Raw genomic sequence first — 12,690 nt, 5'->3', positions numbered from 1 at the left:
AGGGGCGGCCGCCGGGCCCCGGGCCCGCACCCGGGGCGGGGCGTTCCCGTGCGGTCCGGGGCGCGTCAGGCGGTCCAGGTCCAGTCCGCGACCTCGGGCAGGTCGGTGCCGTGCTCGCGGATCCAGGCGTGGTGGCGCAGCCGGGTGTCCTCCATGAGCTGCCGTACGTCGGCGGCGCGGACGGCGAGGCCCGGCACCCGGTCGATGACGTCCATCACCAGCCGGTAGCGGTCGAGGTCGTTGCGGACCACCATGTCGAAGGGCGTCGTGGTGGTGCCGATCTCCTTGTAGCCGCGGACGTGCAGGTTCGCGTGGCCGACGCGCCGGTAGGCGAGCCGGTGGATGAGCCACGGGTAGCCGTGGTACGCGAAGACGACCGGCTTGTCCCGCGTGAACAGGGCGTCGTACTGCGCGGCGGGCATGCCGTGCGGGTGCTCATCGGCGGGCAGCAGCCGGGCCAGGTCCACGACGTTGACGACCCGCACGGCCAGCTCGGGCAGGTGGTGGCGGAGCAGCTGCGCCGCGGCCAGCACCTCCTGGGTGGGCACGTCGCCCGCCGCGGCGAGCACCACGTCCGGCTCGCGCGCGCTGTCCTCGGTGCCGGCCCACGACCAGATGCCCGCGCCGCGGGCGCAGTGGGCCCGGGCCTCGTCCAGGGTCAGCCAGTCGAAACAGGGCTGCTTGCCCGCGACGATCACGTTCACGTAGTCCCGGCTGCGCAGGGCGTGGTCGGCCACGGACAGCAGGGTGTTGGCGTCCGGCGGCAGATAGACGCGGACGACCTCGGGGCTCTTGTTGAGGACGTGGTCGACGAAGCCGGGGTCCTGGTGCGAGAAGCCGTTGTGGTCCTGGCGCCACACGTGCGACGTGAGCAGGTAGTTGAGCGAGGCGATGGGCGCCCGCCACGGCAGGCGGCGGGTGACGCGCAGCCACTTGATGTGCTGGTTGACCATCGAGTCGACGATGTGGACGAACGCCTCGTAGCAGGAGAACAGGCCGTGCCGGCCGGTGAGCAGGTACCCCTCCAGCCAGCCCTGGCAGGTGTGCTCGGAGAGGATCTCCATCACCCGGCCGTGCCGGTCCAGGTGCTCGTCGACGTCCAGCGTCTGCGCCTGCCAGGCCTTGCCACTGGCTCCGTAGACCGCCTGGAGGCGGTTGGAGGCCGTCTCGTCGGGGCCGACGAGACGGAAGTCGCGGCGCTCGGCGGTCGCCGCCATCACGGATTCCAGCAGGTCGCCGAGGACCCGGGTGGGCTCGTGCAGCGTCGCGCCGGGCTTGTCGACGGCGACCGCGTACCGCTCCAGCGGCGGCACGGGCAGATCGCGCAGCAGCAGGCCGCCGTTGGCGTGCGGGGTCGCGCCGAGGCGCCGCGTGCCCTCGGGGACGCAGGCGAGGACCCGCTCCCGCGGCCGGCCGCGCTCGTCGAAGAGCTCCTCGGGCCGGTACGAGCGCAGCCACCCCTCCAGTTGCCGCAGGTGGTCCGCGTTGCCGCGGACGTCCCCCAGCGGGACCTGGTGGGAGCGCCAGGTGCCCTCGACGGGCAGCCCGTCGACCTCGGCGGGCCCGGTCCAGCCCTTGGGCGTACGCAGCACGATGACGGGCCAGCGCGCCCGTTCGGCGCCGCCGCCTTCACGGGCGGCGCGCTGGATCCCGCTGATCCGGTCCAGGGCCGTGTCCATCGCCCGGGCCATGTCCCGGTGCACCTGGGCCGGGTCGTCGCCGCTGACGTGCAGCGGGTCGTGGCCGTATCCCCGCAGTAGCGCGTCGAGTTCCTCCTGGGGCAGCCGGGCCAGGACCGTGGGGTTGGCGATCTTGTAGCCGTTGAGGTGCAGGATCGGCAGCACCGCGCCGTCGTGCACCGGGTCGAGGAACTTGTTGGAGTGCCAGGAGGCGGCGAGCGGACCCGTCTCGGCCTCGCCGTCGCCGATGACGCAGGCCACCAGCAGGTCCGGGTTGTCGAAGGCGGCACCGTAGGCGTGCGCGAGCGAGTACCCCAGCTCGCCGCCCTCATGGATGGAGCCCGGCGTCTCCGGGGCGACGTGGCTGGGCACCCCGCCGGGGAAGGAGAACTGCCGGAACAGCCGCTCCATGCCCGCGGCGTCCCGGGTGACGTCGGGGTACGTCTCCGTGTAGCTGCCCTCCAGCCAGGAGTTGGCGAGCACCGCGGGGCCGCCGTGGCCGGGGCCCCAGACGCACAGGGCGTCCTGGCCGCGTTCCTTGATCAGGCGGTTGAGGTGGGTGTGGACCAGGTTGAGGCCGGGGGAGGTGCCCCAGTGCCCGAGCAGCCGCGGCTTGACGTGCTCGGGCCGCAGCGGCTCGGTGAGCAGGGGGTTGGCCATCAAGTAGATCTGCCCGACGGCCAGGTAGTTGGCGGCCCGCCAGTGGGCGTCCAGCACCCGCACCTCGTCATCGGTCAGCGCCGTGCCGCCGGTGGTGGCGCCGGTGCCGCTGCCCTGGTGCTCTGGCTTCGCGTGAGACATGAGGGACCTCGTGAACGTCGTCGGATGGGGAGAGGGCAGGCGCTGAGCGGTCGGGGAGCGAGCCGGGGGCAGGGAGGCGGCGGGGCGCCGCGTGCCGTCGGGGGCGGCAGTGCGCCGGGCGCGGCGGGGAGGTCCCGCCGGGCACGGGAGGTCCCGCCGGGCACGGGGGCCCCGCCGGGCACGGGAGGCACACCGTGCGGCTGTGCGCGGCGCATTCCCACCCCCGGGTGGCTCGGCTCGTGCCTGTCCCAAGCCCGCCGGGAGTGGCGGCCCACCCCGGTGGACTTCCAGCGTTACACCGCACGCGTGCCCGCAGCAGCAGAAAACACGCTGTTCGGCCGAAATCGGTCTCCTGTCCCGGCGCGGCATGGTCCGCGACGTGGCCCGGCACGGGTCCGCGAGGCGGCCCGGCACGCAGTGGGCCCCCGCCCGTCTCGGCGGGGCACGGCCGCAGGGGCGGGCGGTACGGACGTTCGCCCTGGTCCGCGGAGCCGGGCACCGGCCTCACTCCCGCTGCGGGACGACCGCGACCGGGCAGGCGGAGTGGTGCAGCACCGCGTGCGCGACCCGGCCGAGCTGGAGACCGCGGTGCCCCCGGCGGCGACGCGCGCCCACCACCAGCAGGTCGGCGGCGGCCGCGGCCCGCAGCAGCACCGTGCGGGCGCCGCCCTCGACGGGGCGTCGGCGTACCCGTACGGAGGGGTGCTCGCGCGCGGCATCCCGCAGGGCTCTTCCTCCAGGCGGTCGGAGGCCTGCTGCTCGTGATCGCACGTCGGTACGCGGTCCGGGGCGTGGGGCACGCGGTCCGGGGCGGGCGGTACGCGGTCCGCGGCGGGCGTTCCCTGGCCGCACACCGGTACGCGGTCAGCGGCGTGCCGTGCGTGGTCGCCCACCGGGCCAGCGGCCGTGAGGGGCGCGGGCGGCGTGCCGGGCGCGGGACACCGCCAGGCGTGTACCGCGTGCAGACAGGCGTAGCGGTCGGCCGCCTCCTGGAACGCGAAGCGCACGGCCGCCTCGCCCGTCGTGTCGCCCACCCCCAGCACGATCCGCTGCTCGGCCCGGGTCCTGGCGCCCGGGGCGCGGCCGTCGCGCAGCACGATGACGGGGCAGGCGGCCCGGGCGGCGACCCCCAGGCTCATCGAACCCAGGAGCAGCTCGGTGAGGCCGCCGCGGCCCCGGGACGCGACGACCACCATGGAGGCGTTGCGGCCCTCGCGCAGCAGGGCGCCCACGGCGTCGGCGCGTACCGCTTCGGCGGAGGTCTTCACGTCCGGGTTGGGGCGTTCCGCCCGCGCGGCGGCGGAGACGACGACCGCGTCGGCCCGCTCGCGCTAGGCGGGCTTGCCCGGCGTCTGTGCCAGGGCGGGCCCTTCGTAGCGCTCCCGCAACGAGGCGTACACCAGCCGCAGCGGCACGCCGTGCAGGGCCGCCTCGTCCACGGCCCAGTCCACGGCCCGCAGGCTCGGCTCCGAGCCGTCGACGCCGACGACCACGGGCAACTCCATGTGCCGCATCTCCTCGTCGCCCTCTCCGTCCTGGGGCCAGTCGTGAGGCCATTCGCGGGGCCATTCGCGGGGTCAGCCGTGGTGTCAGTCGTGCGGGACGACGGCGACCGGGGCAGCAGCGTGGTGCAGCACCGCGTGCGTGACGGGCCCGATGCGGCCGCCGATCGGCGAGCTGCGGACGCGGCGCCCCACCACCACGAGCGAGGCGTCTGCGGAGGCGTTGGTCAAGTGCGCTGCGGGTTTGCCGGGGCGGGACTCCTCCCGCACCTCGACGGACGGGAACTTCCGCCGCCAGGGGCCGATGACCTCGCTCAGCGCCGCCGCGTCGTCCACGGCGAGCCGCGCGTCCAGCTCCGGGTCCTCGGGGAGCCCGTAGGCGAAGTAGGGAGGCGGCGGCCAGGAGTGCAGGACGCGCAGGGCGGTGTCGCGGCGCGCCGCGGCCTCGAAGGCGAACGCCAGCAGCTCCGCGTCGGGGCTCTCGGTGTCGAGCCCGAGGACCACGGGCCGGTAGGGCGCCGCGGCCGACGGAATCCCCGACGGATCGTGGGCGTGCTCGTCCACGGCCTGCTCCCCGGCCCGGACGAGCACGACCGGGCGCCGGGTCCTGGCCGCCACGGCCTGCCCCACGGACCCCACCAGGAAGCCGCCGAAGCCGCTCAGTCCCCGGGACCCCAGCACGAGTAGCCCGGCGTCGTCCACCGCCGCCGCCAGGAGCTCACTGGGCAGCCCGTTGAGCCGCACTACGTCGACGGTCAGGCCGGGGTGACGCAGCCTCAGGCCGGCCGCGGCTTCACGGGCCACCTGGTCCGTCTCGTACTGCCTGCCCTCGGCGAGAGCCGCGTACGGCAGGGGGACGGGCTCCCGGACGCCGACCAGCCGCAGCTCCGCGCCGAGGAGCCGCGCCTCGCGGGCGGCCCACTCGGCGGCCGCCCGGCTCTCGGCCGAGCCGTCGAAACCGGCCACGACGGTACGGGGCATCATGTCCACCTCCTGATCGGGCGGGAAAGGCGCAGGCGGCCCGGCGTGCCGTCCTGGGCGTCCCACCACGTCGAAGCGCGTTCGGCTTCGCTTCCAGCGTCGTCGCGCGGCGGCCGGGGTGACAGGGCCGACCGGGGCACGGCCCGGGCCGACCGGCCCTGTGCCCGTGCGCGTCAGCGGGAGGCGGGCGTGGCGCTCGTGGCGGCCGTGGCGGCCGTGGCGGCCGCCCAGCCTCCCGCTCCACCGCGGTCCTCGCGCGGGCCCTCCGGGGGCGGGTCAGGCCGTGGTGTCGGGCAGCCACAGGTCGGGGCCGAAGACCTCGTAGCGGATGCGCCGTGCCGGAACCCCGGCGCGCAGCAGCTCCGCGCGGACGCCCCGCATGAACGGCAGGGGGCCGCACAGGAACACCGTGGCGCCCTCAGGCAGTTCGATACCGTCGAGGCTCATCAGGCCCTCGCGGGCGTCGGCTTCCTCCGGGCAGGAGCCCTCGTACCAGAACACCGCCCGACCGTGCGGCAGTTGGGCGACCAGCTCGCGTGTCTCGGCGCGCAGGGCGTGCGCGGCGGGGGAGCGGTCGGCGTGCAGGACCAGCACCGTGCGGGGCGAGCTGAGGGCGGCGAGACGGGCCAGGATGCCCACCATGGGCGTGCCGCCGATGCCCGCGGAGACCAGGACGACCGGAGTGGCGGCGTCGGCCGGGTCGGCCGCGTCGTCGAGGAAGACGTCCCCGAAGGGAGGGGACAGCGTCAGTTCGTCCCCTGCGCGCACCTGGTCGTGCAGCAGGGCGGAGACCTCGCCCTCCGGGGTGCCGACCGTGCCCGCGACCCGCTTGACCGTGATCCGCCGCAGCTCGCCGCCCGGGTCGGAGGACAGGCTGTACTGGCGGAGCTGGCGCACCCCGTCGGCCATCCGTACGCGGACGCTCACGTACTGGCCCGCCCGCGCCCGCGGCGCCGGCAGGCCGTCGGCCGGGCGCAGGACGAAGGACACCACGTCCGGGGTCTCGGCGCGGCGCTCGACGACCGTCCACCGCCGCCAGATCCGGCCCGGCTCGACGCCCGCGTCCTGGTACAGGCGGGCCTCGCGGCTGATCAGGGCGCCGGCCATCAGCCAGTACACCTCGTCCCAGGCGGCCGCCACGTCCGGGGTGACGGCGTCGCCGAGTACCTCGGCCAACGCGCCGAACAGGTACTTGTGCACGATCGTGTACTGGTCGTCGGTGACACCGACCGCGGCGTGCTTGTGCGCGATCCGGTCGAGCAGCGTGTCCGGGCGCGTGTCCGGGTGCGCGAGCAGCGCGCTCGCGAACCCGGCGACCGACCCCGCAAGCGCACGGCGCTGCGCCCCGCTGGCCTGGTTGCCGCGGTTGAACATCCCGTCGAGCAGTTCCGGCCGGTCGCGGAACATCGCGCCGTAGAAACGCGTCGTGATCTCGTCGAGCGCGCCGGCCACGGCGGGCAGGGTGGCGCGGACCACCGTGGCGGACTCTGCGGACAGCATGGAGCCTCCCAGGCAGGGAAGAGGGGAGAGGGACCGCCGCGTCGCATCCGGCGGCCCCTTCTGTGTAGCAGGCACCGGGCGGCGTTCCGGCGCGGTTCCGCGCCGCCGGGCGAAGAGGGGCCGAACGGCCCCGACATCGGGGAACACCGGCCCCGCACCCGCGTCACCGCAGGGCCGGACGGCACCGGAACGACCTCCCGACGGCCCTGTCGCATCCGGCGTCCGGCATCCGTGCGACTCCGGTCGAGTGGCCGTCTGGACCCTGCCGTGAGCGGCCGTGTCCGCCCGGTCCGGTCGGTTCCGCCCGGTGCGGCCGTGTCCGCCGCGGATCGGCTGAGGGCGGTGCCCGGCCCGGCCGAGGGCGGCGTACCCCACGGGGCCGGTCTCGGCCTCGCGCGGGAGGTCCCTGTTCACGGCGCGGATGCCGGGGCGTCACGTTACCGCCTGACAACTCGTCACGGTCCGCTCGCAGACTCGCCGTTCGCACCACCCCGCTACACCCCGTACCCCCTTCGACGAGGAGACCTTTCGTGGTCAGACACCACACCCCCCGAACCGTGGCCCTCGCCCTCGGTGCCGCCCTGGTGGCCGTCGCCGTGACCGGACCGGCCCAGGCGCGGACCGGCGCCGACGCGCTGCCGGAGGTCACGCCCCGGGCCGAGACCCCGACGCTGTACGACGACGAGGCGGGCGGGAACGCCGACGCGGACGACCCGGCGATCTGGCGCAACGCCGCCGACCCGGGCCGCAGCCTGGTGATCGCCACGGCGAAGGAGGGCGGGCTGCGCGTCTACGACCTCGACGCCCGCCAGGTGCAGGCGGTGCCCGCGCCGCCCGCCACCGGGCCCGACGACGCCCCCGGCCGGTTCAACAACGTCGACCTCCTCCAGGGCGTGCGGCTCTCCACGGGCCGGGCCGACCTCGCCGTCACCACCGACCGGGGCAACGACCGCCTCCGGGTCTACCGCGTCGACCGGGACCGCCCCGGCGGGCCGCTCGCCGACGTCACCGACCCGGCCGCCCCCGCCGTCTTCTCGGCGAGTGAGGAGGAGGTGAACGAGCAGCGCACCGCCTACGGGCTCGCCACCTGGACGGACAAGGCGACCGGCCGCTCCTACGCCCTGGTCAGCCGCCGCGAGCGCACCGCGGTGGCGCTCCTGGAGCTGACCGCCACCCCGCGCGGCACGGTCGGGTACCGCACCGTGCGCACCCTGGACCTGCCGTCGTCCTTCCGGCTGCCGAACGGCACCTCCTGGACGCCCTGCGCCGAGCCCGGCGAACTGCCGCAGGTCGAGGGCATGGTCGTCGACCCCGCCGACGGCACGCTCTACGCGGGACAGGAGGACGTCGGCATCTGGCGGCTGCGCGCCGACCTCACCGGGCGCCCCGAACTGATCGACAAGGTACGGGAGTACGGCGTTCCCGGCACCTACGACGAGGAGACCGAGGAGTGCGTCGCCGGTGCCGACCCCGGCTACGGCGGCACCCGCCTCAGCGCCGACGTCGAGGGCCTGACCCTGCTCACCGAGTCCGACGGGGACGGCTATCTGCTGGCCTCCAGCCAGGGCGACGACACCTTCGCCGCGTACGACCGGGAGACCGGCGAGAACAACGAGTACGAGGGCGGCTTCCGCGTCACCGCCGCCTCGGCCCGGCTCGACGGCTCCGAGGAGTGCGACGGCGCCGCCGCGCTGAACGCGCCCCTGGGGCGAAAGTACCCGCACGGCCTCCTCGTCGTCCAGGACGGCCACGAGACCCCGGCCGACGGCGGGCGCGAGGCGACCGGGTTCAAGTTCGTCGACCTCGGGGACGTCACCGAGGCCCTGGACGACTGAGCCGCCGAGGCCCGAGGCGGAGCCGGGGGGAGGCATGCCCCGGGCCGAGGCACCCGCGAGGGTGGGGTCAGAAGGTGAGCAGCACGGAGCCGGCCAGCGTGGCGTTCTTCCAGCACGGGTTGTCGAAGGTGGCACTCCACGCGACGTGCTTGCCCTCCCGGACGCCGGTGACCGAGACGACGACCGGGTCCCACTCCATCGTGCACTGCACGCCGGGCGTCTCGTCGACCAGCGCGTCGAACCGGCCCTGTACGGAGGAGAGTTCCGTACAGGCGGCCCGCGGCGCGGGATGCGTGCCGGTCGGCCTCGGCCCGCAGGTCAGCGTGACCGCACGGCGCACGGTGGCGGTGGCCGCGTGCTCGCCGCTGCCGACGGACAGGACCAGCGCCGTGGGCGCGTGCACCTCGGTGACCTGCGTCGTGGCGGCGTCGGCCGGGTGGGTGGTGGCCAGGATGCCGGCGGCCATGACGGCCGCGCTGAGGATGCGGGACGGTGTGGGCACAGTACCCCTCCTGACACATGGGCGGGCTCGGGGCGGACGGCGGACCCGTCCGCCGGAGGGCACGCGCCGGGGCACGGCACGGCTGGGGCGCGTGCCGTGACCTGGTGGCGGCGGGGAGTCTGGCAAGTCCGCCGCGCGCGCCGCAAGCGGAGGGGCGCTTTCTGGATGCGGCGTCCCGCCGGGCATCACGCGAACCGGCTCACCCTGCTCCGTGCCGCGGGGACGGTGCCGGACGCGGTGCGGCTCCCGTTCCGCAGCCGCTGGTACAACGGAGAACGACCGTGTGACCTGCGCCGACGGGCGGTGGCCTCCGGCCCGCGCGGCACCATTTCGGCCGAAAGTCCCGGCTGTACCCGGGGGTGTTCCTTCGCGTGCGGAGGGGGAGGGCGGGGGTGACGGCGCGTCGCGCGCGCCGTCACCCGTGCGGAGTCCCGGCCCGGCGCGCGCCGTCACCCGTGCGGAGCCGCGTCCCCGCCCGGCGCACCGTCACCCGTGTGGAGCCCCGGCCCGCGTCAGGGGATGGGCTTGAGCTTGTTCGTCGTCACGTAGTCGGCGACCTTGTCACCGACGGCCAGGCCGTCCGTGGCGTCCCACGGGTAGTGGACGCCGAGGTAGATCCGGCTGTCGGCGTTCTCCCGCGCCGCCTGCCGAAAGCTGGTGAAGGAGCGGGACTTCACGGGGGACTTCGGCTCGTCGGTGGTGAGGGTGACGGCGATGTCGCCCGTGCCGAAGTACTGCTCCAGCACGCCCGCCCACGCCCCGGCGAACGACGCGTGCCCCGAGGCCCACGCCGGGAAGCAGGGCGTCGTCCCCGCCAGGGGTTTCCAGCCGCGGTCGAGACCGCCGTCCCGGATGGCGGACACCGGCCGCCACAGGTCGATCGGCGTACGGTACTTCACGTCCCACTCGGCGATCGACGCGTCCGCCATGGCCAGCGAGACGAGAGCGAACAGCCGGGCGTTCTGGTACGTCGTGAGCCTCTGCGCCGTGGCCACCTCGCGGGTGTGCTGGAGAATCTGCCCCGGGGGCTTGTAGGTGCCGTTGGCGTCGTTGGCCCAGAACCAGGCGGCCGCGGTCTGGTCCCGGGACCGCTCGCTCTCGGGCGCGTTCGCGGCACCGGCCCGGCGCACCTTGTCGACCTGGTCCCGGTAGGCCGTACTGGCCAGGAGCCGGTCGTAGGTGCCGTAGAGGTCGGGCGTGGGCGGCCGGTACTCGGAGCCGGTCGGGATCGCGAAGGGCTTCACCTCGCCCCAGTACGGTGTGGCTGCCTGGCTCTCCTGCGCGCAGGACGGGTCCGGCAGGTCGGCGTAGTGCGTCGGCCGCCAGGCGCCGGGGACCTTGTCCCCGGTGTACTTGCGCTGGTCGTCGAAGCCGTCGGCGGCGCGGGCGCTCTCCATCCGCGCCACCACCTTGTTCACCACGGTGTGGTCGAGCAGGTCGAACTCGTCGGGCCTGGTGCCGAAGCGGTCGGTGAACTTCTGGTCCAGGTACGGCTTCTGCTCCTTGAAGATGCCGAGCAGGATCTTGTAGGCCGTGCGCCCGATCACCCGCTCCTCCTCGGCGGGCCCTTCCAGGATCGCGTCGTAGCGGTACGCCTCCAGGTAGGGCTCCGAGGTCATCCTGTGCCAGCGCAGCCGGTAGGAGCTCTCCGCGTCGTACATCGCGCCGTTGAGCATCGCGGCGGCGCGGGCCAGCGGGCCGGGGGCGCCGCCCCGGGTGCGCATGGCCTGCTGGAGCACGCCGTTCCAGTAATGGATCGGGTCGCCGTCGAAGTTCGGCGCCGCGGCGGCGGGCGCGGGCGCGGCCACCAGCGTGCCGACGGCCGCGGCCAGCGCCACGGTCAGGGCGGCGATCCGCCGCCGGTGCCCACGTCGGGCCGGCTCTCTTCGCCGGGCTGTGCGTCCGTGCATCGTGGCCCCCCTGAAGCGTCGGTGATGATGACGGGAAGGGGGCTCCCCAGGGAACGGCCGCCTCCAACACGACTGTTCGTTTTTGGCCGAAACACCCGCCGCCTCCGCCCGCCGCCTCCGCCCGTCGGCGTGCCCGGCGGCACAGGGGGCGACGCCGCGCACGGCCCGCCGGTCGCGGCGGGCCGTACGGACCCGGAGCGCGCGGCGCCCCGGCGGCGGCGCGGCCTCAGATGAGCTGGGGCAGTCCGAGGTTGTTGATGAGCGGGCCCTCGATCGAGATGCCCTCCGTGATCAGGGACTCGGGCGCGGGCAGGAGCGGCCCCGGATTCGGCGGGGCGGGGGCCGCCGCCGTGGTGGCGGTGGCCGTGGTGAGGGTGAGGGCGGTCAGGGCCAGGCTTGCGAGGAGGACCGTGGTCAGGCGTCGGCGCATGAAGTCCCTTTCTGCGTGCGAGGGCCCCCTCCCGGGGGAGGGGCGGAGCGCCGACATGGCTGCCCATGACGGGTGGCACGGATGCGTACTGTCCCTCGTACGAGGGGCCGGGCCCACGGCGGTTCCGGCCGGGGTGCCCACCCCACTGCGGTCCGGCACGTCGCCACCACCCGGCCGCGCTCGTCGAGCCACACGTCGGCGTGGCCGCCGCGCCTGCTGCCCGCGGCCGCCCGCGCGCTGCCGCTGTGGTGGCTGCCGTCGGGCGCGGTATAGCGCGGTGGGACCTCTGGGGCCCTTGGGTTCACGGAGGCGTACGACCGGAGTTGTGGCGCGGCGGAGGGCGTGTCCCGGCCACAGGGGCCACTCGGTCCTCGCGCACAGGCCTGTTCGGCACTCGCGCGGATGCCGTCGCGCTGTCAGCGTCGTGCGGAGGGCCCCGGGGGCGCTCCGGGCGCGACCGTCCAAGGGCGACCGTCCGGAGCTGTGCCCCGGGCCCTCGCCGGGAGTTCGCGAGGGAGTTCGCGACGGGACGAGAGGGCCGATGGCCCGTGGAGCAAGCGTTGATCGTGGGTGTCGACGGCTCCGAGTCCAGCCTGCGGGCGCTGGACTGGGCGGTCGACGAGGCCGACCGCCAGGCGCTGCCGCTGCGCGTCGTGCACGCGTCGAGCTGGGAGTGGTACGAGGGGCGGGAGCCCTCCTTCGGCATCAACCGGGCCCTGGTGCGGGCGGAGGCCGACCGGGTACTCGCGGACGCGGCCGAGCGCGCCCACAGCCGCAGCTCCTCCGTCAAGGTCACGAGCCAGGTGCTCGACGAGGACCCGGCCGCCGCGCTGATCCGCGAGAGCCGTACGGCGGACGCGGTGCTCGTCGGCAGCCGGGGCCGGGGCCGGCTCGCGGGGCTGCTCCTGGGCTCGGTGAGCCTGTCCGTCGCCGCGCACGCGGAGTGCCCGGTGATCGTGGTGCGCGGTGGGGAGCGGAACCTGGACGGGGCCCACCGCCGGGTCGCCGTCGGTGTCGACGAGGCCGCGGGCGCGCGCACCGTGCTGGACTTCGCCCTGCGCGGCGCACAGCGGCGCGGTGCCGCCGTCGACCTGGTGCACGCCTGGCGCTGCCCCGCCCACGAGGCGCCGGACCGGCCGCGGGCCACCGACGCCGCGGACCCCCACCAGCAGCGGGCGGAGGCGCGGGTGCGGACCGTCCTGGACGGCGTGGCGCCTCCCGGCGCGGCCGTGGCCGTGCGCCGCAGGGTCGTCGAGGGCGACGCCCGCGCCGCGCTCCTCGACGCCGCCGCCACCGCCGACCTGCTCGTGGTCGGCGCCCGGCGCCGCACGAGCCACGTGGGCATGCAGCTCGGCCCGGTGAACCACGCGGTCCTGCACCACGCGGCGTGCCCGGTGGCGGTGGTGCCGCACCGCTGAGGAGCGGGGAGGGCGGCCGGGGGGTGTGACGGGACCGGCGGGGCCGGGGCGTGCCGCGTGCGGGCCCGGCTGCCGCTGCGGCAGCGGGCGTGCGGCGCCCGGGTCCGGCTGCCGTCTGCGGTGGGGGCTGCT

Annotated in this window: 9 protein-coding genes and 2 pseudogenes; 3 read left to right on the top strand and 8 right to left on the bottom strand. The window is 75.6% G+C overall.

Annotation, left to right across the window (positions count from 1 at the left end):
- Positions 1-65: 65 nt before the first annotated feature.
- The 5 genes and pseudogenes from QK440_RS14990 to QK440_RS14970 all read right to left on the bottom strand — a co-directional run bounded on the left by QK440_RS14990 (position 66) and on the right by QK440_RS14970 (position 6,463).
- Positions 66-2,480 carry a phosphoketolase family protein gene (locus QK440_RS14990; RefSeq protein WP_282793582.1) on the bottom strand — a complete coding sequence of 805 codons (2,415 nt, stop codon included), beginning with the start codon at positions 2,478-2,480 and terminating at the stop codon, positions 66-68.
- Between the two features lie 504 nt (positions 2,481-2,984).
- Positions 2,985-3,244: pseudogene (locus QK440_RS14985) on the bottom strand (universal stress protein); the annotation flags it as partial.
- Positions 3,245-3,580: 336 nt separating this feature from the next.
- Positions 3,581-3,985 (bottom strand): annotated as a pseudogene (locus QK440_RS14980) (universal stress protein); the annotation flags it as partial.
- Between the two features lie 84 nt (positions 3,986-4,069).
- Positions 4,070-4,963, bottom strand: a complete 894-nt coding sequence (locus QK440_RS14975) for a universal stress protein (protein ID WP_282793628.1) — start codon at positions 4,961-4,963, stop codon at positions 4,070-4,072.
- A gap of 276 nt (positions 4,964-5,239) precedes the next feature.
- Positions 5,240-6,463 carry a globin domain-containing protein gene (locus QK440_RS14970; RefSeq protein ID WP_282793581.1) on the bottom strand — a complete coding sequence of 408 codons (1,224 nt, stop codon included), beginning with the start codon at positions 6,461-6,463 and terminating at the stop codon, positions 5,240-5,242.
- Between the two features lie 530 nt (positions 6,464-6,993).
- Between QK440_RS14970 and QK440_RS14965 the strand changes: the two genes are divergently transcribed.
- Positions 6,994-8,298 carry a phytase gene (locus QK440_RS14965; RefSeq protein WP_282793580.1) on the top strand — a complete coding sequence of 435 codons (1,305 nt, stop codon included), beginning with the start codon at positions 6,994-6,996 and terminating at the stop codon, positions 8,296-8,298.
- 67 nt (positions 8,299-8,365) lie between these two features.
- On the opposite strand, the gene QK440_RS14960 is transcribed toward QK440_RS14965, so the two are convergent.
- The 3 genes from QK440_RS14960 to QK440_RS14950 form a co-directional block, all read right to left on the bottom strand.
- The gene (locus QK440_RS14960) at positions 8,366-8,800 is read right to left on the bottom strand and encodes a subtilase-type protease inhibitor (protein WP_282793579.1); all 435 of its coding nucleotides are present in this window, start codon (positions 8,798-8,800) and stop codon (positions 8,366-8,368) included.
- 512 nt (positions 8,801-9,312) lie between these two features.
- Positions 9,313-10,710, bottom strand: coding sequence for a vanadium-dependent haloperoxidase (locus QK440_RS14955; protein WP_282793578.1), 1,398 nt, complete (start codon positions 10,708-10,710; stop codon positions 9,313-9,315).
- A gap of 226 nt (positions 10,711-10,936) precedes the next feature.
- Positions 10,937-11,140, bottom strand: a complete 204-nt coding sequence (locus QK440_RS14950; protein ID WP_282793577.1) for a hypothetical protein — start codon at positions 11,138-11,140, stop codon at positions 10,937-10,939.
- A gap of 81 nt (positions 11,141-11,221) precedes the next feature.
- Here QK440_RS14950 and QK440_RS14945 point away from each other — a divergent pair, with 81 nt between their 5' ends.
- Both QK440_RS14945 and QK440_RS14940 read left to right on the top strand, forming a co-directional pair.
- The gene (locus tag QK440_RS14945; protein WP_282793576.1) at positions 11,222-11,413 is read left to right on the top strand and encodes a hypothetical protein; all 192 of its coding nucleotides are present in this window, start codon (positions 11,222-11,224) and stop codon (positions 11,411-11,413) included.
- Positions 11,414-11,688: 275 nt separating this feature from the next.
- Positions 11,689-12,558: a universal stress protein gene (locus QK440_RS14940; RefSeq protein ID WP_282793575.1), complete on the top strand. Its 870-nt coding sequence runs from the start codon at positions 11,689-11,691 to the stop codon at positions 12,556-12,558.
- Positions 12,559-12,690 lie beyond the last annotated feature (132 nt).

The sequence above is a fragment of the Streptomyces sp. CC224B genome, from assembly GCF_030010595.1.
GTDB classification, from domain to species: Bacteria; Actinomycetota; Actinomycetes; order Streptomycetales; family Streptomycetaceae; genus Streptomyces; species Streptomyces longispororuber.
Note: the sequence above shows the minus strand (reverse complement) of the source record. Positions and strands in the feature narration are given on the sequence as shown.